Consider the following 26,004-nt stretch of genomic DNA (forward strand, 5'->3'; position numbering starts at 1 on the left):
GCAGGCGCGGACCTGTCCGGCGACGTCTACATGGAGGGCTTCACCGACCGCTTGTTCGAAATGCTCCGGTCGATCGACACGGCGCCCATCCCCGTCATTGCCGCTGTCAACGGTCCGGCCATCGGCGCCGGTACCCAGCTGGCCATCGCGTCGGATCTGCGCGTCGTGGCACCGACCGCTCGCTTCGGAATCCCCGCGGCCACCCTCGGAGTCTCGGTGGACAAGTGGACCATGCGTCGGCTCGCGTCGCTGGTCGGCGGCGGTCCGGCGCGTACCATTCTGCTCGGCATCGAACAGATCGGCGCCGAGGAAGCTTTCACGCGCGGTCTCGCCAACAAGCTCGGAACCCTCGACGACGCTCAGGAATGGGCGCACCGCATCGCCAATCTCGCACCGCTGTCGTTGCGGCACATGAAGATGGTTCTCAACGACGACGGCACCATGGAGGAACAGTCTCCCGAGCAACTCGACGCCCTCCACGCCGCCTGGCTCAGCGAGGACGTCCAGGAAGCCCGCGCCGCCCGCATCGAGAACCGCCCTCCCGTATTCAAGGGAAAGTAAAGCTCGTTGCAGGGAAAACAGGCACCAGGCACGCGGGACAGATAGTGGCTACGCTCGTCTGAATGAAGAAGACGACGGTTCTCGGAGTTGCGGCTGTTGCCGCGGCGACAGGGTGGGTGGCGCGAGCCGCATGGGGAATCCCGACGCAGATCGGGGCGTCGCGAAACACAGTGCAACCGTACGCGGCGATGTCCCCGCGATACCGGGATCGCCAGTTCCACAACTCGGAGCCCAGCAGCACTCTGGTTCCGGGCACCGATGCCGGGATGTTCAAGTCGATGGCTACACGGGGGGTCGACGGGTCGGCCGCGTCAGCCGATTCCGTTGGCCACTCCGCTGGCGCCGTCGGTAGCGGGTGACGCGGCCGTGACGTGGTACGGCCATTCGAGCGTCCTCGTCGAGGTCGACGGTTACCGCGTTCTCGCCGATCCGGTGTGGAGCGAACGCGTATCACCCTCGGCCACAGTAGGTCCCGCACGGATGCATCCCACTCCGGTGGCCTTGGCTGATCTACCGACGGTAGATGCGATAGTCATCTCGCATGATCATTACGACCACCTCGACATGGCGACGGTCAAGATTCTGACTCGCACCCAGACCGCTCCGTTTGTCGTTCCGATCGGTATCGGAGCTCACCTGCGGCACTGGAAGGTGCCCGAGAACCGGATCGTGGAATTGGACTGGGACGAGTCGACAAAAATCGACGACCTGGTTCTCACGTGCACCGAGGCTCGTCACTTCTCCGGTCGTGGCCTCGTCCGGAACACGACGCAGTGGGCGTCGTGGGTATTCGCCGGTCCGAAGCACCGGGTGTTCTTCGGCGGAGACAGCGGATACACATCACGTTTCGAACAGTTGGGTGAAACCTATGGGCCTTTCGATCTGACGCTTCTCCCCGTGGGCGCGTACGACGTGCGCTGGCCGGACATTCACATGAATCCGGAAGAGGCAGTGCAGACGCACATCGATCTCAACAAGGGCGACGGATCGCGCGGTGTCTTCGTACCGATCCACTGGGCGACCTTCAACCTCGCGTTTCACTCGTGGTCGGAGCCGATCATTCGCCTCAACGAGTCGGCCGCAGAGGCGGGCACAACAGTGTCGGTCCCGATGCCTGGCGGCAGGATCGACGCGTTGTCACCGACACCGCCGTCGAAGTGGTGGATACCACTGGGCTGAGCGGAGAAGTGCCGCGGACGTGGTTGCCTGTCGAGTCGAACCCTGATTAGTTGCTCCGGGTGCGTAATCTTTGACCATGGCTCACGAGCACACCAGTTCAGAAGAGACAGCAGTGGCGGTAGCGCCTGAGCGATTGCCGGACGACGTCGACGTCGCCCGCGGTCTGACCGCCGATCAGGTTGCAGCAAGGATCGCGTCGGGACAAACCAACGATGTACCGGACCGGGCGTCCCGCTCGGTCAAGGACATCATCCGCGGCAACGTCTTCACTCGCATCAACGCGATCCTGACCGTGTTGTTGGTGATCGTGCTCGCGACGGGCTCGATCATTGACGGCATGTTCGGGTTGTTGATCATCGCGAACAGCGGTATCGGCATCATCCAGGAGATCCGCGCCAAGCGCACGCTCGACGCTCTGGCCATCGTGAGTCAGGCCAAGCCCATGGTCAGGCGTGACGGCGTCGCCGTGGCAATGGCGCCCAAAGATGTTGTGCTCGATGACATTATCGAACTCGGATCCGGTGACCAGATAGTCGTCGACGGTGAGGTGGTCAGTTCTGCCGCACTCGAGGTCGACGAATCGCTGCTCACCGGTGAGGCTGATCCGGTTCACAAGGCGAGCGGCCAGCAAGTGCTGTCGGGCAGTTTCGTTGCCGCAGGTAGCGGCGCGTACCGCGCCACCAAGGTCGGTGGAGATGCATACGCGGCCAAGCTGGCCGAAGAGGCGAGCAAGTTCACCCTCGTGCATTCGGAACTGCGCAGCGGTATCGACAAGATCCTGAAATTCATCACCTATCTGATGATTCCGGCGGGAGCGCTGATCATCTTCAATCAGCTCTTCACGATCGGCTTGCCGATCCGACCCGCGCTCAACGGCATGGTGGCAGCGCTGGTTCCGATGGTTCCCGAAGGCCTTGTGCTCATGACGTCCATTGCTTTTGCGGTCGGTGTCATCCGATTGGGCAAGCGCCAGTGCCTCGTTCAGGAGTTGCCGGCGATCGAAGGCTTGGCCCGTGTCGACGTGGTGTGCGCGGACAAGACCGGAACGCTGACCGAGAACGGCATGCGCCTGTCCGAGGTCGACGTGGCGCCGGGTGGATCAGGGGAGTCTGCAGTCAAGTCCGCGTTGAGCGCGATGGCTGCGTCCGACCCTCGCCCCAACGCGAGCGTTCTGGCGATTCGCGAGTCTCTCTCCGACGATTCCGGTTGGGGCGAAGCCACCGCGCTCGCGCCGTTCTCCTCGGCGAAGAAGTGGAGTGGCCAGTCGTACGGCAGTCACGGCAACTGGGTGCTCGGTGCCCCGGACGTGCTGCTCGATCCCGACTCGGAGATGGCCCGCAAGGCAGAAGAAGTGGGTTCGAGCGGACTTCGTGTGCTCATGCTCGGCAGCAGCAACCTTCCCGTCGACGACGCCGACGCGCCGGGCACCGTCACCCCTGAGGCTCTGGTCGTACTCGAGCAGAAGGTGCGTCCGGACGCACAGGAGACGTTGGAGTACTTCGCGAGCCAGAAGGTCGCGGTCAAGGTCATTTCCGGCGACAACGCGGTTTCCGTCGGCGCCGTTGCCGGTTCCCTCGGGCTCGAGGGTGGTGACCGTCCCATCGACGCGCGGGATCTTCCCAGCGATCAGGAAAAGCTGGCGGACACTCTCGACGGAGCAACGACGTTCGGTCGAGTACGACCGGATCAGAAGCGGGAAATGGTCGCTGCCTTGCAGTCTCGCGGACATACCGTCGCGATGACCGGTGACGGCGTCAACGACGTGCTCGCCCTCAAGGACGCCGACATCGGAGTCTCGATGGGTTCGGGCAGTCCGGCGACCCGAGCCGTGGCCCAGATCGTGCTGCTGGACAACAAGTTCGCGACGCTCCCGTACGTCGTCGCGGAAGGCCGCCGAGTGATCGGCAACATCGAGCGTGTGTCGAATCTGTTCCTGACCAAGACCGTCTACTCGGTGGTGCTTGCGTTCCTGATCGGCATCACCGGCGTCCTGTCCCAGGTCTTCGACTTCGAACCGCTGCCGTACCCGTTCCTGCCCCGCCACGTCACGATCGCGGCGTGGTTCACGATCGGTATCCCGGCCTTCATCTTGTCTCTCGCCCCCAACAACGAGCGCGCCCGAACCGGTTTCGTCTCCCGCGTGATGCGTCTGGCGTTGCCGTCGGGCCTGATCATCGGCATCACCACGTTCATCTCCTACGTGTTGGCTTACCAAGGCCCCGACCAGACGGAGACCCAGAAGATCCAGGCCGGAACCAGTGCACTCATCACGTTGATCATGATCGCCGTGTGGGTCCTGGCCGTCGTTGCTCGGCCGTACGTGTGGTGGAAGCTCGTTCTGATCGGCGGTTCGGTTGCCGGGTACCTCATCCTGTTCGCGCTGCCGTTCACTCGTGAGTTCTTCAAGCTTGATCCGAGCAACGTCGCTGCGACGACGCTCGCGATCACCCTCGGCGCTATCGGCGTTGTGCTCGTGGAACTCTCGTGGTGGATCAGCGCACGCCTGCACGGGGAGAAGCGGAAGATTTTCGCGACGCCCGACGACCTGCCCGGCGAGCATCACCACGCCCACAGTGAGTAAGTAGTTTCAGCGCCTGAACATCTGCACCCAGGCAATGCGATCGCCGCCGCGCTTCTTGGCCCGGTACATCGCATTGTCTGCGTGCTCGATCAGTTCGTTGACAGCCCGATCCGGTAAGTCCGTCTCGGGACAGAGGTAGACGCTGACGCCGGTACTGGCGGATACGGGATAGGGATCGGAGTCGGACGAGACCGCCGAATGTATCTCGGTGGCGACCTGTTCGATATCTCCTCGATCGACTCCGCGCAGGACGACGAACTCGTCGCCGCCGATTCGCGCCACCACTGCCTCGGGCCCGGCGGCAGCGATGAGGCGGTCAGCGACAGCGGTCAACGCGTCGTCACCTGCTACGTGACCGTGCGTGTCGTTGAGGATTTTGAACGAGTCGACGTCGATGAGCAGTGCGATCAGAGCCTGCGTTCGATCACTGCGCAGCAGATGCTGTGCCTCGTCCTGGAGTCCGCGGCGATTGAGTGTCGCGGTGAGGTAGTCCCGGTGGGCGTTGCGTGCGTCGTCGGTCAGGCGCAGCCAGACGATCTGCAGAATCCACGCGGTGGAGAAAACCACACCGGCAACCATCAGATAGAGATTCACGACCACCCAGTCGTCGTTGACCGGCTCGGACATCGCCATGGCAGCGAGCGTCGTGCACACAGCAAGAGCCCAGCCGATGTGGGTCACGGCAACACGCGGACTGTGAACTATCGCCGCGTAGAAGCCGATCATGATGAACAGGACGCAACCCAGCGTTCCGACGAACGCTGTGCGAACCGCGAAGAAGAGCGTGACGGCGAGCCAGAGGTCGGCCCAGACGACAAAGGCCACGGATTGGCGCCAGGTGGGCCACGATTCGTTTCGCACCCAACGGCAACCGGCATAGACCCCGCTGATGGTCCCGACTGCGAGGATGGACCGTGCAAGGGCGGAATCGGAACCGAAGCGGCTCAACTGCATGGTCGCCGCGATCAGCGCGAAGAGAAAACACCACACCGCGACTAATTTGCGTCCGGGAACGGTCAGCCCGCGAGTGTCGAGGAATCGGGGGAGCCAGGTGTAATCGGTGCGATCCGACCACCACCGGGACAGCAGTTCACGCGTGGGGTGGGGGTCGCTCCCCGTCCCGCGCAGTCCTGCATTCAATCCGGGCACCTGTCGATGTCGATGGGTGATCAATCAGCTATTGGCGGGTTAACGCTACCTCGAGTTGCGCGCGGCTCGAACGCACGGACCTGCTTTCTGGCGTAGAGGCCGTCGACCTGTGAGAATCGAAGGGCGCGGAGGAACGATTCCGCCGAAGGATGTGCGTCAGCACCGGGAGAGGACACGGACATGGGTTTCTTGGACAACGTCAAGGGATTGGTCGAAAAGGGCCAGGAGCTCGCAGCGGAGAACTCCGACAAGGTTCACGACGCGATCGACAAGGTGGCCGACATCGCCGACGACAAGACCGGAAACAAGTACGGCGATCAGATCGACAAGGCAGCCGAGGCCGCCAAGAAGGCTGTTCCCGAAAAGCAGTAAAACCGGATTCGGCCATACCGTTGCTCAGGGGCCCGTAACCGAAAAGGTTGCGGGCTTCTGTGCGTCCGCTGGGTGAACTCCCAGGGTCGGCGGGCAGAATGAACGCGTGAACTTCACCTGGATTCTGCTGGTTGTCATTGCCGCCATCGCAGTCACCGGGCTGTCCAATCGACGAAACCTGCAGGCCCCGCTGGTCCTGGTGACCGTGGGCTCGGTCGCCTCCTTCATCCCCGGTATGCCGCGGCCCGAACTGGACCCCCACGTCATTCTCGGTGTGGTCCTGCCGCCGCTTCTCTACTCGGCCGCTCTCAAGTTCTCGGTCGCGACCTTCAAACGCAACCTTGCGCCCATTCTGCGTCTCGGCGTCGGAATGGTGCTGGTGACGGCGTTCGTGGTTGCCTTCTTCGCCGAATGGATGGTTCCCGAGTTCACTATCGGCGCCGCCCTCGTGCTCGGAGCTGTGATCGCGCCGACCGATGCCGTCAGCGCGGTGGCGGTCGGTCAGAAACTCGGGCTCCCGAAGCGAGTCATCGCCATCCTCACGGGCGAAGGGCTCGTCAACGACGCGACCGCGCTGACCCTCTTCACCGTCGCGGTCGCTGCCGTGACCGGAACGCGAATTGCGACGGATTCGCCCCTGTTGTTCTTCGCGTACGAAGTAATCGGCGGCGTTGTCGTCGGCTTGGTGCTCGCGTTTGTCGTCAAGTTCGTTCGCGCCCGCATGTACGACTCTCCACTCGAAACCGGCTTGGGGCTGGTCCTTCCGTTCGCTGCCTACCTGGCCGCTGAAGAACTACACGCGTCCGGTGTTCTGGCCGTCGTGGTTGCTGGTCTGGTGATCGGACACTATTCGACGGACGCGTCGATCATGACCAGGCTGCAGGAGCGCTCGGTGTGGTCGAGCCTGGACACGCTCCTCGAGATGTTCGTCTTCGCGTACATGGGGCTGCAACTGAGCTTCGTGATCGACGATGTTGTCGCCGACGGGCTTCCGGTGCTTCACGTGTTCGCGTACGGTCTGGCAGTCCTGGCCGTGGTCATCGTGATTCGGCCGGTGTGGCTGTTCCTGAGCTACTCCCGTGTGCGATTCGGTGTAACCCTGCGCCGTGATCGCGAGAATCAACTGACGTGGAAACAGAATCTGGTGGTCTCGTGGGCGGGAATGCGTGGTGTCGTCACTCTTGCTGCGGCCGGCGGTATCCCGTTCGCGCTCTCGTCCGGCGAGCCGTTCCCCGGACGCGGCGTCATTCAGGCGATCGCGTTCATCGTCGCGGTCGGGACACTGCTCATCCAGGGATCGACCTTGCCGTTCCTGATTCGTCGTCTCGACGTCGCGGATCCCTATGAACAATTGCGTACTCAGGAACAGATGGAGTTGGCACGCAACATTTCTCGCAAAGCCGGTGAGAAGGCGTTGGCAGACGCGGCTGCGCACCCTCCGTCGGGGATCGACGGAAAGGAATTGCAGGCAATTGTCGAGCGCGTACGCCGCTCGATGCAGGCGAGGCTTCAACTCCAGGAGGTCGACGAGGACGCCGATCGCGAGGCCGCCTTGTGGAATGCGGGAGCGCTCTTCGACAAATTCCGGCATCAATCCCTTCGCTCGCAGCGAGTCGCACTGATCGCCGCGCGCGACGACGGAGATCTCGACGACGAGGTATTGCGTACCGTATTGGAAGGACTCGACATCGAAGAGGCCGCAGCCGAGGAACGTGTCAGGCGTCGCCGAGCAGGCAGCGCGGGCAAATAGAGGGGAACACTGCGTATGACGGTTCGGAGTTCGAGGGTACGCGCAGGCTGGGGAGTCGTGGTGGCGAGCGCGCTTCTCGTGAGCGTCGGCTGCGGATCGGATGCCTCGCCAGATGTCTCTGTCACCGACAACGCAACCACGACTACCCCGCCGGTCGAGAGCAGCGCGCAACGCGGCGTCGTGTTCGAAGGTGAACCCTTCACCAGCACAGCCGAAGTGGCGGCGTCCGGAGCGAGCGCGGTGAAAATCCTGTACGGCTCCACCTCCGGTATCGACGGCCGGGAGACCCAGGTATCGGGAACCGTGTTCACACCGCCTGGAACGCCGCCGGAGGGCGGTTGGCCGATCGTCTCCATCGGCCATGGCACGACGGGTATTTCGGACGACTGCGCGCCGTCGACCTCGCCGACCCTCTTCGGCACGATCGGCCTGGTCGCGCCGTTTCTCGACTCGGGATACGTGGTCGCTGTCTCCGACTTCGAGGGCCTCGGCACTCCGGACCCGCATCCTTACCTGCAACCGGACACCGCGGCGTTCAACGTCATCGACGCGGTTCGAGCGGCGCGCAACGTCGTTCCGGACACCTCGACTCGGTGGGCAACTCTGGGGCTTTCCCAAGGCGGGCAGGCTTCCTGGGCAGCGGCCGAGGAAGCCGACGCCTATGGCGACGGACTCGAATTCGTCGGTGCAGCAAACCTGTCCCCGGCAGCGGACATCTCGCCGATCATCTCGAGTGATTCCGAGGTGAATCTGTCACTGCCTCAGCAACTGCTGCTGCCCTATGTACTCGAAGGGCTGTCCCTCACCCATCCGGAGCTCGAACGAACCGACTACGTGCGCGGCGCATTCGAGCAGAACTACGACCTGCTCACCTCGTGCCTGACCTCTCGCGCGACGGAGAAGTTGGGTCTTGTCGGAAAGGTGACGCCCGCCGACACCAGGCCAGCTACCGCTGAGGACGCGGACCGAATTCACGCGTGGCTCAGCGACGTTGCTCTCCCACGTCAACGCGCGAGCGGTCCGATGTACGTAGTCGTCGGTACCAATGACAACCTCATCCGTCCGGAATGGACCGAGGCGGCCGTCGAACGTGCCTGCGCCGAAGGTGACGTCATCGAATTCCAGGCGCGACCGGGCGAAGGTCACGCGGACGGCGCCGCTGTGCCGGGAGCTGTTGCGTGGGTGAAGGATCGATTTGCAGGTGTTCCGGCACCGAATACCTGCGGGTCGTGAATCGATGACGGCGTCGGCACGAATCCGCGCTCTGGCACTGGCATTGCCAGAGGCAACCGAGCGGGTCAGCCACGGTGAATCGTCGTTTTTCGTGCGCAAAGCGCCGCAGTTCGTCACCATGGCAGATCACCACCACGACGATCGCCTCGCGATCTGGGCCGCGGCCCCACCTGGGGCGCAGGCAGATTGGGTCAGTCGCGATCCGACGAGGTTCTTCGTCCCCCCGTACGTGGGTGGCCGGGGATGGATCGGTGTGTACCTCGACGTTCCGAGTGCCGACGAGACCGAGGACGAGAAATTCTGGAACGACGTAGCCGACGTCGTCGAAGATGCGTACCGCACGGTGGCTCCGAAAACACTGATCCGGAAACTGGACGAGGATTCGCGTTGAGTCCGGCCGTGGTCGCGCTTCTCAGCGTGCTGATTCTCGCAGTGGCCGGGGCACTGACAGCGGTGTGGATGCGCACCAGACGTGAGGTGACCACCCCGACCGAGCGTGCCGTCCATGCCGCGCTCCATACGGCTTCACTTGCCGCGCGGCCACTTCGGCGTGGACTCGACAAGAATTCGGCCGCCGAGGCGGCGCCTCACCTACGCGAGCTGACCGGCGGTTCCGGTCTGGGCCTCGCAGACGCGTCCGGAAATCTGCTGGCGTGGGACGGCCGTCACGAAGCGTTGTCCGATCAATTCCACGACGCCGCCATTCGCGCGATCGAAGGCGAACGCCGGGTGCTCGTCACCCACTCGGACCTGGTGCGCGGACCGAGCGATCACCATGTGCGAGCGCTGATCGCTCAGCCCCTGCTGATCGAGGACATCGGCGTGGTCGGCGTGCTGGGAATCGTCACCAGCGAAGACCCGTGGCCGGGAATGCTCGGAGCGGTCACCGAGGTGGCTCGATACGCCTGCAGCCAGATCGAACTCGCCGACCTCGACGCGTCCAGAGCCCTGTTGGATCGCGCCGAAGTGCGTGCCCTCCGCGCGCAGATCAGTCCCCATTTCATCTACAACGCGCTCAACACGGTCGCGTCGTTCGTTCGAACCGACCCGGCGCGGGCCAGAGAACTGATCCTCGAGTTCGCGGACTTCACCCGGTATTCGTTCCGATCTGCGGGTGAGTTCACCCTGCTTGCCGACGAGCTACGCAACATCGATCGTTACCTGACCCTCGAACGCGCGCGATTCGGGGAGGCGCTGAACGTCCGCCTTCAGATAGCACCCGAAGTGCTCAACGTGGTTCTTCCCTTCCTGGCTCTCCAGCCGCTGGTCGAGAACGCGGTTCGTCACGGCATTTCGAGTAAGCCGGAGGGCGGGACCGTGAGCATCGTGGCCGCGGACGAGGGACCTGACTGCATCATCAGCGTCGAGGACGACGGTGTGGGGATGGACCCTGAACTACTGCGTTCCGGCTCACTTGACGCCATCGAGTCGGGATCGGGACGACCCAGCGCACGCGAAGCTGCTCACGTCGGTTTGGCCAACGTCGACGACAGACTTCGTGCCGCGTTCGGCAACGACTACGGACTCGTGGTGGAGACAGCGCCGGGTGCCGGTACGAAGGTCAGCATGCGTGTTCCCAAGTTCAAGCAGGGTATTCACGTCTGATTCTCGCCTTCGATGATCAGGCTGAAACCGTCGTGGGAACATGGACCTGTTGTGAACGAGACTGACACTGATGCCCAGCTGACCGTCCTTGCCGTCGACGACGAGAAACCAGCCCTCGACGAGCTGGCCTTCTTGCTGCGCGCCGAGGACTCTGTGGCGCACGTTCACACGGCATCGGATGCGACGACTGCGTTGCGGATACTGCGCGGTGGAAGCATCGACGCGGTATTTCTCGACATCAACATGCCCGGACTCGACGGTCTCGAACTGGCAGGCATCCTCTCCAACTTCGCGACGCCACCACCCGTGGTGTTCGTGACAGCGCACGACGATCGAGCGGTTGATGCATTCGACCTCGGTGCCGTCGACTACCTACTCAAACCGCTCCGAGAGGAGCGTCTCGCTCAGGCCGTTCAACGGATCGTGGGGTTGGCCGGGCGCACCAAGAGCGAGAACAAGCCCGAAGCTGCGTCCACCGACGAGGTGATCCCGGTGGAACTGGGCGGCGTCACGACGCTCGTTCAACGCTCCTCGGTGGAGTGGGTGGAAGCCGACGGGGACTACGCGCGTTTGCACACCGCCGGGAAGTCGCACCTGGTACGCATCCCGATCTCGACACTCGAATCACGCTGGGCCGACGCGGGCTTCTTGCGCGTGCACCGCTCCTACCTGGTGTCTTTGGCGCTGGTCACCGGCATCCGCACAGTAGGCAGCGGATTGGTGGTCTGTCTGCGCCCGCACGGAGACAAGCCTGCCGTCGAACTTCCGGTCAGCCGCAGACACACCCGTGAACTCAAGGATCGACTGGTTCGTGCGCCCAAGCAGAGTTGGTTGTCACGGTGACGTCGCAGTCCGATCCTCCGCAGCGTGAGCGCGTTGTGTTGGCGCAACGTAGTGGCGCACGGATCGTCCGTACGCGGGTGGAGGTGCAGGAACAGACCGAAGTCGGCGACGCCATGATCCGCGGTCTCGTTCGCGCGCAGTTGGGGCTGGCGATTCGCCTTGCCGTCGTCGCAGCCGGGCTCCTGTGTGCAGTACCGCTTCTGACGCATCTCTTCCCGACACTGTCGGAGGTCGCAGTCCTGGGCATCCGGTTGCCGTGGCTCGTGATGGGCGGCGCCGTGTATCCCTTGCTGTTGACCACAGGCTGGGTGTTCGTGCGTCGTGCGGAGCGAAACGAGCAGGACTTCAACGACATCGTGGACGACTGAGCGCGGCGCTGTGGGAGGACAACCTATCCCGGTGCTGACGGTGCTCGGCATCGTTGCGGCGGCCGTGGCAACCGTGGCTATCGGAATCTACGGCGTTCGGCTCGCTCGTACCACCTCGGACTTTCTCGTCGCGTCCAGAACCGTCAGCGCGCGGTGGAATGCGACGGCCATCTCCGGTGAGTACCTCTCCGCTGCTTCGTTTCTCGGCGTGGCCGGGCTGGTCGCGAAATACGGCGCCGACGCCCTCTGGTATCCCATCGGATTCACCGCCGGATACCTCGCCCTGCTGCTGTTCGTCGCAGCACCGCTTCGGCGTTCCGGTGCATATACCGTCCCCGATTTCGCCGAATTCCGTCTCGGCTCACCGCGATTGCGCAAGCTCGCAATGCTCGTCGTCGCGATGGTGTGCATCCTGTATCTGATTCCACAGTTCCAAGGCGCGGGACTGACGCTCAACATTCTGCTCGGGGTTCCCAGCTGGATCGGCGGGGTCGCGGTCGGGGTCATCGTCATCGCCAACGTCGTCGGCGGCGGGATGCGATCGATCACCTTCGTTCAGGCCTTCCAGTACTGGCTGAAACTGACTGCCGTCGCGATTCCCGCTGTGGCACTGACCTTCTACTTCTTCGGCGATCATCACGACGTCGGCGCGTCGATGCCGCCGACGGTCACCACTGCGACGACCGTCGACATCACCACCGACGTCGTCGTCCAGGTATCGGAGCCGGTGACGGTCAGCGGCGGCACAGTCGACGGGCGAGTGGTCGAAGGAACCGTGACACTGGGCCCGGGGGAGCACACCCTCGGTGAAGGCATGTCCATGGTTCTCGACGCGGGAGCCGCGGTTCCCGTCGTCGCCGGAGCGCCCGCGCAGAACTCGGATTGGATCACCCCGGGTTGGGGTTTCGGCGGGCCGCACCCGATGTATCAGGTGTACTCGCTGATGCTCGCGACCTTCCTCGGAACGCTCGGCCTGCCTCACGTTCTCGTCCGGTTCTACACCAACCCCGACGGCCGGGCCGCTCGTCTGACCTCGCTTGCAGTTGTCGGTCTGGTCAGCGTGTTCTACCTGTTTCCGACCCTCCTCGGCGTCTTCGCTCGCCTGTACGTTCCGCAACTTCTGATCACGGGCACCTCCGACGCCGCGGTGTTGCTGCTGCCGGGTTCGGTGTTCTCGGGGTGGGGCGGACAACTGCTGGCAGCCCTCGTCGCGTCAGGTGCCATTGCCGCCTTCTTGTCGACGTCGTCCGGATTGCTCGTCAGCATCGCGGGCGTCGTCAGTACCGATGTTCTCCGCGGACGAGTTCGAGACTTCCGTATTGCAGCGCTCCTGGCCGGGCTCGTTCCGCTCGTGCTGTCGCTGGCGGTGGTGTCGGTCGACCTCTCGAGAACCGTCGGGTTGGTGTTCGCGGTCGCCGCGTCGACGCTCTGCCCACTGCTCGTGTTGGGTATCTGGTGGCGCGGTCTGACTGCCGTCGGCGCGGGGGCGGGGATGGTGGTCGGTGGATGTGTTGCGGGCACTGCCGCCACTGTCGCCGTCCTGGGTGGTTTGTCGGAGGACGTCCTCGGTGGCTGGCCGGCAGCCATTTTCGCGTTCCCGGCTGCGGTGAGCGTGCCGCTGGCGTTCCTCACGATGATCGTCGTGAGCAAGGTGTCGTCGAAGCAGATACCGGCAGATATTGCGCGAATCTTCACGCGGATGCACGCCCCGGAACGGCTCGGAATGGGCTCCGATCGCGAAGACGATCTACGCCAACCCTGACTTTCACCGCCCGAACCCTCTGCCGTTGGTCGCGCCTGCCTGACCGTTCGGCGCAGCGCGCGACTGCTCACCGTGTGACTGGCGCCACAGCATCTTCATGTGACTCCGATCTCACTAACGTCTGTGCGTAGTTCACTTCACACGCGAGGCGAGGAGCCGGCAGTGTCCACAGCAGAAATCAGTGAGGGGTCGCCGCAAGAGCGACGTACCCCGGATGCCCAGGCATTCATAGACATGCAAGCGAGTCCCGAATTCCAGGAACTCCGAACGCGTCTGCGCAAGTTCGTTTTCCCCATCACTGCATTCTTCCTGCTCTGGTATGCGGTGTACGTCGTCCTGGCTACCTATGCCCACGACTTCATGGCCACCAAGGTCCTCGGCAACATCAATCTCGGCATCATCCTCGGCCTCGGGCAGTTCGTCACGACCTTCGCCATCACCGCGTGGTACGTGAAGTTCGCCGGTCGTGAGCTCGATCCCCGCTCCGCTGCCATCCGTGAAGAACTGGAAGGTCCCGCACAGTGATCACCACACTCGCCGCGTCCGGAACGGACGTAGGAAACCCCGCCTTCAACATCGCGATCTTCCTCGCGTTTGTCGTCGTGACCATGACGCTGGTCATCCGCGCCAGCCGGACCACCAAGAAGGCATCCGACTTCTACACCGGCGGTGGACAGTTCACCGGCCCGCAGAACGGGTTCGCCATCGCCGGCGACTACCTCTCGGCGGCATCGTTCCTCGGTATCGCAGGTGCGATCGCCGTGTACGGCTACGACGGCTTCCTGTACTCCATCGGATTCCTTGTCGCCTGGTTGGTTGCGTTGCTTCTGGTCGCCGAATTGCTCAGGAACACCGGCAGATTCACGATGGCCGACGTCCTGAGCTTCAGGCTCAAGCAGCGTCCGGTGCGCATGGCGGCAGCCCTGTCCACCCTGGCCGTTTCCCTCTTCTACCTTCTTGCCCAGATGGCCGGCGCCGGTGGACTTGTCGCCCTGCTACTCAACATCGACGGCAAGGTGGGACAGTCGATCGTCGTCGCGATCGTGGGTGTGCTGATGATCGTGTACGTCTTGGTCGGCGGCATGAAGGGCACCACCTACGTACAGATGGTCAAGGCAGTTCTGCTGGTTGCCGGAGCCGGAATCATGTTCGTACTCGTTCTGTGGGCAGTGCGCGGCAACTTCTCTCAGTTGCTCGCCAATGCGCAGGACATGGTCGACAGTTCCACCACCAAGGGTGTGCAGGGACGAGACATCCTCGGACCCGGTGCCAAGTACGGTCTTTCCGGAATGACGAAGCTCGACTTCATCTCTCTCGGAATCGCTTTGGTGCTCGGCACTGCGGGCCTGCCGCACGTGCTGATGCGCTTCTACACGGTGCCCACTGCCAAGGAAGCTCGCCGCTCGGTGACCTGGGCGATCGCGCTCATCGGTGCCTTCTACCTGTTCACACTGGTTCTCGGTTACGGCGCGGCCAGCATGGTCGGACCGGACAAGATCTTGGCAGCACCCGGTAAAGAGAACGCGGCCGCTCCGTTGCTCGCCTTCGAGCTCGGTGGCACCATCTTCCTCGGCATCATCTCCGCGGTGGCGTTCGCGACCATCCTCGCCGTCGTTGCCGGTCTCGCGATCACTGCTTCGGCGTCGTTCGCTCACGACATCTACGCCAGTGTCATCAAGCGCGGCAACGCAACCGAGGAGCAGCAGGTTCGAGTTTCTCGAATCACCGTCGTGGTCATCGGACTCGTCTCCATCGTTCTCGGCATCATGGCGATGGGGCAGAACATCGCCTTCCTGGTGGCCCTCGCCTTCGCAGTGGCGGCCTCGGCGAACCTACCCACCCTGCTGTACTCGCTGTTCTGGAAGAAGTTCAACACCACCGGTGCGCTCTTCAGCATCTACGGCGGTTTGGTCAGCTGCTTGACGCTGATCGTGTTCTCCCCGGCAGTGTCGGGCAAGCCGTCGTCGATGTTCCCGAACTCCGACTTCGCCTGGTTCCCGCTCTCGAACCCCGGCATCGTCTCGATCCCGCTGGCATTCGTCCTCGGCATCGTCGGTACGTACATCGGACGCAACAAGATCGAAGATCCGGCAAAGCAGGCGGAGATGGAAGTTCGCTCCCTCACCGGCGTCGGCGTCGAAAAGGCCGTCAGCCACTAAGAGGGGCAAAGCCCCGTGCGTCTTTCTGGTACCTCTGGTTACGGAAAAGGCGCACGGGGCTTATTGTTCTGCCATGGCAAAGCTCACAGTGAAAATCGACGTTCCGCTTCCTCCTCAAGAAGTGTGGGACAAGGCCTCCGATCTCAGCGGCTACGAAAACTGGCTCGTGGTTCACGACGGATGGCGCAGTGAACTTCCCGAGCAATTGGGTGTCGGCACCGAGATCAGCTCGGTCGTGACCGTGAAAGGCCTGCGCAACCGCGTTCGGTGGACCATCAAGAAGTACGACGTCCCGAAGGCGATCTCGCTCAAGGGAGACGGCAAGGGCGGGGTCAAGCTCGGTCTCGAACTCGACGTGAAGGCAAAGGGTGACGGATCGGAACTCGCGCTGACAGTCGAGTTGGGCGGCGCGCCCTTGTTCGGCCCGATCGGTTCGAGTGTGGCGCGGGCGCTCAAAGGCGATGTGGAGAAGTCACTGGCCCAGTTTGTCCAGATCTACACCTAGGTTGTAGAGATTTCCACATAGAGCTACTTCACCGCTAACATGAGTTAGGATTCTTTTCGGCGGGATAAACCGGGCATCAGTTGGTTATTGATGCGGGTCCCGCCGGAAAGGATTCGATCAATGTCGTCTCGTCATGGGTACGGCGCACCACCTGCGTCCATGCCTCGATCCGTGCAGGTTCTGATCGGACTCTTGGCGGTAGTTGCAGTCGGTGGAACCGCAGCATTTGCCGTGACGTTCAAAAGCGTCAGCGACAAGGGAGAACTCGGTGAGGGCGCCGCTGCAGCTGCGACGGCAACCAACTGTGACAACCCGGAAACCGTGACCGTGGCGGCCGATCCGTCGATCGCCTCGGGACTCGAAGCTGTCGCCGCTGCCATCCCCGCCGCGGATCTCGGATGCAGCTCGCTCAGCGTGACGCCGCAAGATCCCGTGCTCACCGTCGCGGCGATCGCCGACGGTACGGCGCCCGCACTGTGGATCCCTGATTCGAGCGAATGGCTGGACAAGGTTTCGGCGAGCGGGCAGGAGATTCGCCGGATCAGTAACTCGGTCGCCTCCACCCCGGTTGTCGCCGTCTCTGCGCCGGGTACCGAGGCACCCGGCGCATGGACGGATGTCCTCGGCGCTCCATCGCTGCACATCGGCGATCCCCTGACCAGTGCCGTCTCCAGCGCGCCGATCGTGGCGGCCTTTGCCGAGACCCAGTCGCGGGGCGGGGACCTCACATCCATCTCGGCAGCCCTGGTCCCGGTGGCACAAGCGCAGGACGGAAATCTGAAGGAAACCGGTTCGACCGGGCGCATCCAAACCGTGGACGCGTCCGGTGGAACCGCGGTGACTACCGAGCAGACCTTCGAGGCTTATCTCGCCGCACATGCGGACAGTCGACTCACCGCGTCGGTACCGTCGTCCGGTTCGGTCTTCATGGACTACCCGATGGCAAGTGTGGGTGCAGACTCGTCGGCGGCGGACGACGCCGGCAAACTGCTGGCGGCAGCGCTGGCATCGGACACCGGGCGTTCCGTACTTGCCGGCCTCGGGTTCCGCGGCGCGGATCAGGCCCCACCGGTCGCCGGTGGAGTGGGACAGGTTGGCTCGCTGGTGCCGTCCGATCCGTCTGTGGTCACCAAAGCGCTTGCGCGGTACGAGATTCTGTCCAGGCCTTCCCGCGCGCTGGCAGTTGTCGACGTCTCGGGGTCCATGGACTACATGCAGGACGGGGTCACTCGAATGGCCGCTACGGCGCAGGCCGGTGACATCGCGATCCGAATGTTTCCTGCCAACGCACAATTGGGTCTCTGGGCGTTCTCCGTAGACCTCGGTGACGGGACGGACTACCGCGAACTCGAACCTGTCGCCCGTATGGATGCAACTGAAGGTGGCACGGATCATCGGAGCAAACTGCTGTTTCGGATCGACAACCTCTCTTCGATCGTCGGCGGCGGAACAGGTTTGTACGACAGCGTTCTCGCCGCGTATCGGTCCATGCAACAGTCCTACGATCCGGCCTCGATCAATTCGGTGATTCTGCTTACCGACGGTGCCAACGACGATCCGTCGGGTATCGCCCTGCAGGAACTTCTCGACACCCTGACTCGCGAGCAGGACCCGACGCGGCCGGTACCGATCATCACCATCGGTGTCACCGATGATGCCGATACCGATGTGCTCGAGCAGATTTCGACTCTCACCGGCGGTAACAGTCACTTCGCTCCGACACCGGCAGACATCCCGAAGGTCTTCGTCGGCGCGATCAGTGGGCGCGCCGGCTGAACTACTCGAGAACGGGTGCGTCGGCGCTGTCGGTGATCCATTCGGTTGCGAGCTTCTCGAGGGTTCCGTCGGCGTAGAGCGCATCGACTGCCGCGGAGACGCACTCGGTCAGCGGACTGTTCTTCTCGAGCACCAAACCGAAGAATTCGGTGACTGCGTTGGGCCGCGGAAACTGACCCACGATGACCGACCCGGGCAGTTCGTTCTCGGTGATGTGGAATCCGGTCGGGATGTCGACGACCAATGCGTCGATCTCGCCCGCGGCCAGCGCAGCTTTCGCGTCGTCCGTGGTCGCGAACTCGCGTGGCGCAGTGGTCGGAACAATCGTGTCGGTGATCGCCGCGAGGCTGGTGGAACCGGTCTGAGCGCCCAAACGGTAGCCGGCCAGATCCGCAAGATTCTTTGCACCGGCGGCCTTGCTTCCGCGTGAGGCGATCACCGACTGCGCCACTGCGTAATACGGCGAGCTGAAGTCGACGTTCGCGCGGCGATCCCCGGAAATCGTGAACTGATTGACGTCGAAGTCGAAATCCTTGGGGCCTGGTTTCAATGCGTCGTTGAAGGCGACAGTGGTGAAGCGAACCTGGTCGGTGTTGTACCCGAGCTTGTCGACGACCGCCCGGGCCACCGCACCCTCGAGGCCTTTGCCGTTCGACGGATCGTTGTCGACGAACCACGGCGCGTACGCCGGTGAGTCAGTGGCGATGGTCAGGACACCGTCTTCGAGGGTGGTCCCGCTCTGGGGTCCGCACTTGTCCACTGCGGTCGTCGAGGGAAGTTTGGTGAACGCCTCGGGAACCGTGGTGGTGGTATCTGCTGCCGCAGGTGCCTCCGGCTGCGACGAACACGAGCCCAACAAGATCGAGGAAGCGAAGATCGCGGTCACGGCAACTGCGCGTCGTGTCATAGGCACTAGGCCATCTTGCCTGTTTGTCCGGTCTGGACGTGACGGGGGTCTCGTGTGAGCGGAGTTCACGCAGCTGAGCGTCGCAGTGCAAGGCGCTCCGACGGTGTCGTCCCACCCCAGACTCCGTGCGGTTCAGCGGTCTCGAGTGCAAAGGTCAGGCAGTCCCGAATGACCGGGCAGCGGAAGCACACCTGCTTCGCGGAACTCTCCCGTGCAGCCCGATTGCGTCCGCGCTCTTCACCCGGCGAATAGAACACCGCCGGGTCCACTGTTTTACAGGTGGCGAACATCCGCCAGTTGTTGTCCACCAACGGCTCCACGGAACTGCGAACTGTCATCGTGGTCTCCTCTCCCATCGAGAATCCAGTCTTGCCCGTGGCCTGGCGCAGCGGCAGGTTTCCGATCCATCAGATTTCTACTGCCAGACGCAGCGTTATCCAGCACAATGAGGAGATGGCAACGACGGATCGGGGTCAGATCACTCTCGACGGCACAACCGTGTCCGTGACCAATCTGGGCAAGATCCTCTACCCCGAGAGCGGCACCACGAAGGCCGAAGTCATCGACTACTACACCCGTATCGCCGCAGTCATGCTTCCGCATGTCGTCGGTAGACCTGGTACTCGTAAGCGTTGGCCCAACGGTGTGGACGGTCAGTCCTTCTTCGAGAAGAACCTGGCGTCGTCTGCCCCGCAGTGGCTCACGCGTGCGTCGCTGCAACATTCTGATCGCGTCGTCACTTACCCGATTTTCGATTCCGTTGCATCCCTGGCGTGGCTGGGGCAACAGGCGGCACTCGAATTACACGTTCCCCAATGGCGATTCGACGGTTCCGAGCGTGGTCCGGCGACACGACTGGTATTCGATCTCGACCCGGGTGAGGGTGTCGGATTGACCGAGTGCGCCGAGGTGGCGAGGTCGATTCGAGATCTGGTCGCAACTCTGGGGTGGACGGCCTATCCGGTAACCAGTGGTAGCAAGGGAATCCACCTCTACGTTCCACTGGATCGAGCGTTGGACGGCAGTGGTGCGTCGACTGTCGCCAAGCAGATCGCCACCGGGCTCGAGAAGCTTCACCCGGATCTCGTCACCGCGACGATGGCGCGAAACGTCCGGGCAGGCAAGATCTTCGTTGACTGGAGTCAGAACAACGCAGCCAAGACCACCATTGCGCCGTATTCGATGCGCGGTCGCGATCAACCCTATGTTGCCGCGCCGCGCAGTTGGGACGAACTCGACGATCCGAAACTGCGCCACCTGCTGTTCGACGAGGTTCTGGAGCGCGTCGAATCCGACGGTGATCTGCTGGGCGATCTGGATCCGCCGGTCTCTGCGTCTGTAGCCGATACGTTGACGGACTATCGCAACAAGAGGTCGGCCGACCGGACACCGGAGCCGATCCCTGCTGCAGTGGACAAGGAGACAGCGGGCAATACCTTTGTGATTCAAGAACATCACGCCAGACGATTGCATTACGACGTTCGTCTCGAGCGGGATGGTGTGCTCGTGTCCTGGGCAGTCCCGAAGGGTGTGCCGACCAGTGCCGGAGAAAATCGGTTGGCCGTGCACACCGAGGATCATCCGCTCGAATACGCCACGTTCTCGGGCACGATTCCGAAGGGGGAGTACGGCGGCGGTTCGATGACGATCTGGGATTCCGGGACATACGAGACCGAGAAGTGGCGTGAAGACGAGGTGATCGTGCGCTTGAGTGGGGAGCGGGTGCAGGGACGCTTCGCGCTGATCCGGACAAAGGGTGATCAGTGGTTGATGCATCTGATGAAGGATCAGAACGCGAGTTTCGGAACGGAGTTTCCCAAGAATCTCGAGCCGATGCTTGCCACCGCTGGAACGCTCGAAGGTCTCGACCCGCAGGAGTGGGCCTTCGAAGGAAAGTGGGACGGGATTCGAGTGATTCTCGAATATCATTCGGGCACAATGTCGCTTCGCAGTCGCGCGGGTAACGACAAGACCCGGGACTATCCAGCCCTTGCCGGGTTGGCCGAGGTGCTGGACGGTCATGACGTGGTTCTCGACGGTGAGGTGGTGGCGTACAACGACGCGGGAGTTACAGATTTCGGCCTCCTCCAGCGAGGTGGGGAACCGGTGTTCCTGGCCTTCGATCTTCTGTACCTCGACGGAGTGTCTTTGCTGCGGAAGTCCTATTCGGATCGCCGCACCGTGTTGAATGCGTTGGCGGGCAAGGTCGGTGAGCTCGAGGTACCACCGCAGATCGAGGGCGCGGCGGAGAACGCCTTGGAGGTGAGTACCGATGCCGGGTGGGAAGGGATTGTCGCCAAACGTCGTGCATCGGTCTACCTTCCAGGGCGGCGGGGGTCGAGTTGGATCAAGGTGAAGAACTGGCGCACCCAAGAGGTGGTGATCGGTGGGTGGCGCACCGGGCAGGGCAATCGAGCGCAGGGGATCGGGGCGCTGCTCATGGGAATTCCGGGTGAGGATGGATTGACCTACGTGGGGCGCGTCGGTACCGGCTTCAGCGATCGTGATTTGGAGTCACTGCTTGCGGTGCTGGAACCGTTGCGTCAGAAGGAAAGTCCGTTCGAGGAGGAACTTCCAGCAGATGACCGCAAGGGTGCGGTGTGGGTGAGGCCTGAACTCGTCGGTGAGGCGCGGTTCATGGATTGGACGGCGACCGGACGCCTTCGCCATCCGAGTTGGCGGGGTCTGCGGGAGGACAAGAAGCCGGGCGACGTGGTGCGGGAAACAAGGCAATAACGGCCAACGCGCCGAGGAACGCTGCTGCGGCACAGATCTGGATTCCCATGCACGTCGCCGAAGTGTAAGCCTGATTCGCTGCTTCGGCCACAATGCTCACCGGGGGAGCGTCGGCGTGGATCTGCGCCAGACCGACTGTGGAAGTGCCGACTCCGGGTTCGAAGCGGGACCGGAAAACCGTTGCTACGACTGTCCCGACGACGGCGACGCCCAGAACTCCACCCAATTCCCGTACGACACTGTTGATCGAACTTGCCATCGCAGCCTGCTGGGGCGCAACCGACGACATCGACGCAGTTGTTGCCGGAGCCATGACCAGCCCCATCCCGGCGCCAACCAGTGCCATGATCGCAGCTAGGACCCCGAACGGTGCGTACCTACCCGCGGCGATCGACAAGACCAACAGCCCCACGGACATGACCGCGAGGCCGCCCGCGATCGAACTGCGCACCCCGAGTCGGCCAACCACACGATCGCTGCTGGAGGCGACAGCCGCCATCACCAGTGCAAACGGAACTGCACCGACGCCGGCAACCAATGGACCGTAACCGCGAACGAATTGGAGGTATTGCGTGTACGTGAAGAGAACACCGAACAAGGCGAAGAACGTTGCGGCCAAGATGGCATTGGAGATGCTGAACACTCGGCTGGTGAAGATGCGCACGTCTGTCATCGGCGCCGGGGCCCGCAGCTCCCACCAGACGAACCCGGCGAGAAGTGCTGTTGCGCTGACGATCTCCAGCACCGTGATGGGCGACGACCATCCGCGAAGGCTTGCTTGGGTGAGGGCATCCACGATCAAAGCCAGTCCGCCGGCGGACAACAGGAGTCCGGGGATGTCGAAGGAACCCTTGACCATTCCTCCTGCTGAGGGCACAAGAGAAACCGTCGCGGCTATCACAACGGCGACCAGTGGGACGTTTATCCAGAAGACGCTTCCCCAACTGAAATGTTCGAGAAGTACGCCACCGGCCACGGGGCCGATCGCGATTCCCAGTCCGGCGGTTGCAGACCAGATTCCTATCGCCCGGCCTCTCTCGTGCGGGGCGAACATCGAGACGACAAGTGACAGCGTCGCCGGCATGACCAGTGCGGCGGCTGCCCCCATCACTGTTCTCCAGCCGATCAGCTGCAACGACGTGTGAGAGAGGGCAGCGAAGGCTGACCCGAGAGCGAACAAGGTGAGGCCGGTCAGAAGTATCCGACGGTGACCGAATCTCGCGCCGAGTCCACCTGCCGTGATGAGCAAGGCGGCGAACGCCAATGTGTATGCGTTGGTGATCCATTGCAGGTCGACGGTGGTCGCCCGCAGTTCGCGGGCAAGGGTCGGGATAGCGGTGTTGAGGATGGTGTTGTCGATCGTGACTACGACGAGGGATGTGCAGAGGGCGCCCAGTGCTGCCCATCGTCGCCGGTCCGTGGGTTCGAGGGAATTCATCATGTCCTTACGAATGTAACCTTACGAATGTTTAGTGATGAGAACGTACCCCCTCGCCTTACATGTGTAAAGTTTGTCGGGTGAGTGATGTTTCCGAAGATGCCGATGAAACTGGGACGAGTGGTTCTCGGAGTACTCGCGCCCGAAATCCGAGAGGAAGCGGCGCACGGCTCCGCGGAGAGATCGTCGCCGCAGCGGCGACGCTCATCGCCCGCACCGGATCGGATCAGGCGGTGACGCTCCGATCAGTCGCTCGCGAAGTCGGGATATCCGCACCATCTATCTACGGACACTTTTCCGATCGCGATGCCATTGTCGAAGCGGTGGTCTCCGAATCGCTGGAGCAGTTGCATCTCGCCGTGGCCGACGCCGTTTCCGCACACCCCGACCCGGTCGAGGGTCTGTATGCCGGGTGCTCGGCATACGTCGAGTTCGGCATTTCCGAGCCCGCTCGGTATCGGGTCTTGTTCGGGTGGTCCAGGCCGAAAGGTCAGTCACCACAATCGGATACGCGAGGACTGGCCGCCTTCAACACGCTGGTGACCAACCTTGACGCGTGCGTCGCCGCTGGGAGGTCGGCCAGCACAGACACTTTTGTCGATGCGGTATCGATCTGGACTTCGCTGCACGGACAGGTGATGTTGCGGGCCGATCTCCCGGAATTCCCGTGGCCGTCGACCGACACTGTCGGTGAGATGGTGAGGAGCCTTGCGCGGCTTGTGAACTGACACCTCAACCGTTTGCTGATCGGCAACCAGGCGAGGTCTGATCCAGCATCGTGAGATAGGCATCGAGCTGAGCCGCGCCGGCGAGAAGGTTGCGACTGCGTGTGGTCAGCCGGTCTTGCCAGGATTCGAGGAACGCTGCCAATGAGTCCGCTCCGCCGGCCTCGCGCAGCGAATTGAGAAACTGGGCGACTTGCGACAGTCGGTAGCCGCCGCGCCGCAGCTGCCGCGCGATCTCGGCGTCGCGCACACACTCCGGACCATATTCGCGATAACCCGTTGCTCGTTCGCGCTCGGGGTGCAGGATGCCGTGCTCTTCCCACGTGCGCAGTGTCGCCGGATGAACGCCGAGACGGCGCGCAAGCTCACCGACCGTCAGCGCTGGACCGTGCACCAGTGCCGGTGCCATGGTGGACAGAGTCCCCAGCGTTGCGGCTACCTCGGTGCGAGTTCCTCGCTCGGCGAGCAGTGTCACGTGTGCACTGTCGATCAGGCGGTAGGCGGACTCGGTGTCGCCCTGGTTGGTCGCACGCATGATTTCCGTGGCCCGCTGGTGGCCGTGACCGCCGCGCAATACGAGGAAAGTTCGCAGGGCCTGCGCGTGCACTGGGGCGTATCGCCGGTAGCCGGCGTTGCTGCGATCGGTCGGAGGAAGGACGCCGGCGTCGTCGTAATTGCGGATCGCCTGTGCGGACAACCCGTGTTCACGGGCAAGGTCGATGGGCCGCACTGATCACCTCCGATTGAGGCTTTTCACGGTATACCCCAGGTAATTGTTGTAAAAGTTTCACCCGAATCTTCAACGATACTGTCGAAGGCAGTCCACCTTCGAAAGGGATGATCATGTCCACTGCCCCAGCGCTGAGTGAGCTCGGCCGCCAACTCGAAGACGCGGCAAGTCTTGGTCGTGCCGTCGACGAAGTGCTCGCAGCACGAACCGAGGTGCCGGCTCTGCTCGCTCTCGGCGAGCCGACTCATGGGATCAAGGCTTTTCCGTTGCTGCGCAACGAACTTCTCGGCCAACTGGTCGAACGAGGATATCGGTCGATCGTGCTCGAAACAGATGTCTTTGCGGCATTGCTTGTCGACGAGTACGTGAACGGGGGAGAGGCGGACATCGAGAAGGTGCTCGCCACAGGCTTCAGCCACGGATTCGGTGCGGTACCGGGAAACCGCGAACTCGTCGAATGGCTACGCGAGTACAACGACGGCCGCGCTCCGGCTGACCGAGTTCGCTTCTACGGCTTCGACGCTCCGGTGGAGTACTCCGGTGCACCGAGCCCGCGCCGCGCACTGTCTGCGGCAGGTGACTTCCTGCCCGCCGCGTTGCGGCCACAATCTCTCGACGACGCCGACCTTTTACTGGGTCAGGACGCCGACTGGACCAACCCGGCGGCGATGTTCGATCCGGCTGCGTCCGTCGGCAACTCCGATCATGCTCGCGCTCTGCGCATCATTGCGGACGACCTCGGCAGCGTCCTGCGGCGCGCCGCACCAGTGCTGCGACCCGTCGACCCGGCCGGGTACGACCTGGCCCTTGCACATTCACGCACCGCTCTGGGGCTCTTGCGCTATCACTCCGCGATGGCGAGTTCCGCTCCTGATCGCATTGGAACACTGCTCAGTCTGCGTGCCGAGATGATGGCCGAGAACCTGCTGGCGGTCGTCGCCCAGGAGCAGCGACGCGGGCCTAGCCTGCTGTTCGCACACAATGCCCATCTCTTGCGAGTGCCGTCCGACATGCCGGTCAACGGCGACGTGGTCAGTTGGGGGAGCGCCGGCTCACTTGTCGGACTTGTCCTCGGGGAGCGTTACGTATTTTTGGCAACCGACGCCAACCCCGACAGTGATCCGGGCACTCTGCAGGGAGCGTTGGCCGATGCGACCGGTCGGCGTGCCCTGTTCTCGACTCCGGCCCTGCGAGCCGCGCTCGGCCCGTCGATCACCGCGGGAGAAGCGATCCTGCCAGGGCATCTGCCGCTGAAACCTTCGGAGTTGGACGGCGCCGACGCGGTCATCTTCGTCGCGGATACCGACGGGCAGCGTCATCAGTACTGGTAACAGCGTCAGGGGCAGAGCGCGTGCGAGAGTATCGCGACGGTGTCCGGCTGGTCCTTCGGCGTCGACGTCAGCGTCACGGTGAACGCACGATCCGGCGTCGCACCGGACAGCGTGTAGTACCCGTAGATCCCGCCACTGTGGCCGGTATAGGTGACGCCGCAGGGAAGTTCGGTGGCGCCGACCTGAGGGGTGGTCATCTCGGCAAGCTGCTCGGCCGGCACCACCTGCCCGTCGAGTAGCGCGCGCCAGAAGGCGTTCAGGTCTGTGCCCGTCGAGACCATCGCTCCGGCAGAC

22 protein-coding genes and 2 pseudogenes are annotated in these 26,004 nt (G+C 63.1%); 18 read left to right on the forward strand and 6 right to left on the reverse strand.

The window, feature by feature from the left end:
- From ABX74_RS15560 to ABX74_RS15570, 3 genes and pseudogenes are all read left to right on the forward strand, one after another.
- On the forward strand, positions 1-561 hold a 561-nt coding region (locus ABX74_RS15560; protein ID WP_047889178.1), incomplete at its 5' end, for an enoyl-CoA hydratase.
- Between the two features lie 62 nt (positions 562-623).
- A pseudogene (locus tag ABX74_RS15565) lies at positions 624-1,740 on the forward strand (MBL fold metallo-hydrolase).
- A 76-nt stretch (positions 1,741-1,816) separates the two neighbouring features.
- Positions 1,817-4,321, forward strand: a complete 2,505-nt coding sequence (locus ABX74_RS15570; RefSeq protein WP_019744843.1) for an HAD-IC family P-type ATPase — start codon at positions 1,817-1,819, stop codon at positions 4,319-4,321.
- 6 nt (positions 4,322-4,327) lie between these two features.
- Here the strand turns inward: ABX74_RS15570 and ABX74_RS15575 are convergent, their stop codons facing one another.
- Positions 4,328-5,470, reverse strand: a complete 1,143-nt coding sequence (locus ABX74_RS15575) for a sensor domain-containing diguanylate cyclase (protein WP_020908721.1) — start codon at positions 5,468-5,470, stop codon at positions 4,328-4,330.
- Between the two features lie 180 nt (positions 5,471-5,650).
- Between ABX74_RS15575 and ABX74_RS15580 the strand changes: the two genes are divergently transcribed.
- From ABX74_RS15580 to ABX74_RS15635, 12 genes are all read left to right on the forward strand, one after another.
- Positions 5,651-5,842 (forward strand): antitoxin, encoded by a 192-nt coding sequence (locus tag ABX74_RS15580; RefSeq protein WP_003940164.1) that lies wholly within the window; start codon positions 5,651-5,653, stop codon positions 5,840-5,842.
- A 106-nt stretch (positions 5,843-5,948) separates the two neighbouring features.
- Positions 5,949-7,592, forward strand: a complete 1,644-nt coding sequence (locus ABX74_RS15585; protein WP_019744841.1) for a Na+/H+ antiporter — start codon at positions 5,949-5,951, stop codon at positions 7,590-7,592.
- A 15-nt stretch (positions 7,593-7,607) separates the two neighbouring features.
- Positions 7,608-8,825, forward strand: a complete 1,218-nt coding sequence (locus tag ABX74_RS15590) for a lipase family protein (protein WP_047889179.1) — start codon at positions 7,608-7,610, stop codon at positions 8,823-8,825.
- Between the two features lie 4 nt (positions 8,826-8,829).
- On the forward strand, positions 8,830-9,216 hold the full coding sequence (locus tag ABX74_RS15595; protein WP_019744839.1) for an MmcQ/YjbR family DNA-binding protein: 387 nt from the start codon (positions 8,830-8,832) through the stop codon (positions 9,214-9,216).
- Positions 9,213-10,430 carry a sensor histidine kinase gene (locus ABX74_RS15600; RefSeq protein WP_019744838.1) on the forward strand — a complete coding sequence of 406 codons (1,218 nt, stop codon included), beginning with the start codon at positions 9,213-9,215 and terminating at the stop codon, positions 10,428-10,430. Before ABX74_RS15595 ends, ABX74_RS15600 begins: the two co-directional genes overlap by 4 nt.
- 51 nt (positions 10,431-10,481) lie before the next feature.
- Positions 10,482-11,273, forward strand: a complete 792-nt coding sequence (locus ABX74_RS15605; RefSeq protein ID WP_047889180.1) for a LytR/AlgR family response regulator transcription factor — start codon at positions 10,482-10,484, stop codon at positions 11,271-11,273.
- Positions 11,270-11,641: a membrane protein gene (locus tag ABX74_RS15610; RefSeq protein WP_003939880.1), complete on the forward strand. Its 372-nt coding sequence runs from the start codon at positions 11,270-11,272 to the stop codon at positions 11,639-11,641. The genes ABX74_RS15605 and ABX74_RS15610 overlap by 4 nt, the downstream gene beginning before the upstream one ends.
- 10 nt (positions 11,642-11,651) lie before the next feature.
- A complete protein-coding gene (locus ABX74_RS15615) occupies positions 11,652-13,403 on the forward strand; it encodes a cation acetate symporter (RefSeq protein WP_019744836.1) in 1,752 nt (583 codons plus the stop codon).
- 162 nt (positions 13,404-13,565) lie between these two features.
- On the forward strand, positions 13,566-13,928 hold the full coding sequence (locus ABX74_RS15620) for a DUF485 domain-containing protein (RefSeq protein ID WP_003939976.1): 363 nt from the start codon (positions 13,566-13,568) through the stop codon (positions 13,926-13,928).
- Positions 13,925-15,562: a cation acetate symporter gene (locus tag ABX74_RS15625; RefSeq protein WP_047889181.1), complete on the forward strand. Its 1,638-nt coding sequence runs from the start codon at positions 13,925-13,927 to the stop codon at positions 15,560-15,562. The genes ABX74_RS15620 and ABX74_RS15625 overlap by 4 nt, the downstream gene beginning before the upstream one ends.
- Before the next feature lie 73 nt (positions 15,563-15,635).
- A complete protein-coding gene (locus ABX74_RS15630) occupies positions 15,636-16,067 on the forward strand; it encodes an SRPBCC family protein (protein WP_003939735.1) in 432 nt (143 codons plus the stop codon).
- 120 nt (positions 16,068-16,187) lie between these two features.
- Positions 16,188-17,843, forward strand: coding sequence for a substrate-binding domain-containing protein (locus ABX74_RS15635; protein ID WP_047889182.1), 1,656 nt, complete (start codon positions 16,188-16,190; stop codon positions 17,841-17,843).
- 1 nt (position 17,844) lies between these two features.
- Here ABX74_RS15635 and ABX74_RS15640 read toward each other — a convergent pair whose 3' ends face one another.
- Positions 17,845-18,750, reverse strand: coding sequence for a transporter substrate-binding domain-containing protein (locus tag ABX74_RS15640; RefSeq protein WP_020970424.1), 906 nt, complete (start codon positions 18,748-18,750; stop codon positions 17,845-17,847).
- Positions 18,751-18,815: 65 nt separating this feature from the next.
- Positions 18,816-19,088 carry a WhiB family transcriptional regulator gene (locus tag ABX74_RS29940; RefSeq protein ID WP_019744832.1) on the reverse strand — a complete coding sequence of 91 codons (273 nt, stop codon included), beginning with the start codon at positions 19,086-19,088 and terminating at the stop codon, positions 18,816-18,818.
- Between the two features lie 115 nt (positions 19,089-19,203).
- On the opposite strand from ABX74_RS29940, the gene ABX74_RS15650 reads away from it, so the two are divergent.
- Positions 19,204-21,486: an ATP-dependent DNA ligase gene (locus ABX74_RS15650; protein ID WP_047889183.1), complete on the forward strand. Its 2,283-nt coding sequence runs from the start codon at positions 19,204-19,206 to the stop codon at positions 21,484-21,486.
- On the opposite strand, the gene ABX74_RS29945 is transcribed toward ABX74_RS15650, so the two are convergent.
- The gene (locus ABX74_RS29945) at positions 21,386-22,927 is read right to left on the reverse strand and encodes an MFS transporter (RefSeq protein WP_082148512.1); all 1,542 of its coding nucleotides are present in this window, start codon (positions 22,925-22,927) and stop codon (positions 21,386-21,388) included. The genes ABX74_RS15650 and ABX74_RS29945 overlap by 101 nt on opposite strands.
- Before the next feature lie 77 nt (positions 22,928-23,004).
- Here ABX74_RS29945 and ABX74_RS15670 point away from each other — a divergent pair, with 77 nt between their 5' ends.
- The gene (locus tag ABX74_RS15670) at positions 23,005-23,652 is read left to right on the forward strand and encodes a TetR/AcrR family transcriptional regulator (protein ID WP_003940096.1); all 648 of its coding nucleotides are present in this window, start codon (positions 23,005-23,007) and stop codon (positions 23,650-23,652) included.
- A 4-nt stretch (positions 23,653-23,656) separates the two neighbouring features.
- Here ABX74_RS15670 and ABX74_RS15675 read toward each other — a convergent pair whose 3' ends face one another.
- Positions 23,657-24,379 (reverse strand): TioE family transcriptional regulator, encoded by a 723-nt coding sequence (locus ABX74_RS15675; protein WP_047889187.1) that lies wholly within the window; start codon positions 24,377-24,379, stop codon positions 23,657-23,659.
- 107 nt (positions 24,380-24,486) lie between these two features.
- On the opposite strand from ABX74_RS15675, the gene ABX74_RS15680 reads away from it, so the two are divergent.
- A complete protein-coding gene (locus ABX74_RS15680) occupies positions 24,487-25,710 on the forward strand; it encodes an erythromycin esterase family protein (protein ID WP_081341346.1) in 1,224 nt (407 codons plus the stop codon).
- A gap of 5 nt (positions 25,711-25,715) precedes the next feature.
- On the opposite strand, the pseudogene ABX74_RS15685 reads toward ABX74_RS15680, so the two are convergent.
- Positions 25,716-26,004, reverse strand: a pseudogene (locus ABX74_RS15685) (peptidase); the annotation flags it as partial.

The organism is Rhodococcus sp. ARP2, assembly GCF_001029585.1.
Classification (GTDB): domain Bacteria; phylum Actinomycetota; class Actinomycetes; order Mycobacteriales; family Mycobacteriaceae; genus Rhodococcus_F; species Rhodococcus_F erythropolis.

Coding starts and splice junctions, on each gene's coding strand:
- ABX74_RS15595 (WP_019744839.1), top strand. CDS start 8,830: ATGACGGCGTCGGCACGAATCCGCGCTCTGGCACTGGCATTGCCAGAG.
- ABX74_RS15635 (WP_047889182.1), top strand. CDS start 16,188: ATGTCGTCTCGTCATGGGTACGGCGCACCACCTGCGTCCATGCCTCGA.
- ABX74_RS15680 (WP_081341346.1), top strand. CDS start 24,487: ATGATCATGTCCACTGCCCCAGCGCTGAGTGAGCTCGGCCGCCAACTC.
- ABX74_RS29940 (WP_019744832.1), bottom strand. CDS start 19,088: ATGACAGTTCGCAGTTCCGTGGAGCCGTTGGTGGACAACAACTGGCGG.
- ABX74_RS15590 (WP_047889179.1), top strand. CDS start 7,608: ATGACGGTTCGGAGTTCGAGGGTACGCGCAGGCTGGGGAGTCGTGGTG.
- ABX74_RS15570 (WP_019744843.1), top strand. CDS start 1,817: ATGGCTCACGAGCACACCAGTTCAGAAGAGACAGCAGTGGCGGTAGCG.
- ABX74_RS15640 (WP_020970424.1), bottom strand. CDS start 18,750: ATGACACGACGCGCAGTTGCCGTGACCGCGATCTTCGCTTCCTCGATC.
- ABX74_RS15630 (WP_003939735.1), top strand. CDS start 15,636: ATGGCAAAGCTCACAGTGAAAATCGACGTTCCGCTTCCTCCTCAAGAA.
- ABX74_RS15580 (WP_003940164.1), top strand. CDS start 5,651: ATGGGTTTCTTGGACAACGTCAAGGGATTGGTCGAAAAGGGCCAGGAG.
- ABX74_RS29945 (WP_082148512.1), bottom strand. CDS start 22,927: ATGATGAATTCCCTCGAACCCACGGACCGGCGACGATGGGCAGCACTG.
- ABX74_RS15650 (WP_047889183.1), top strand. CDS start 19,204: ATGGCAACGACGGATCGGGGTCAGATCACTCTCGACGGCACAACCGTG.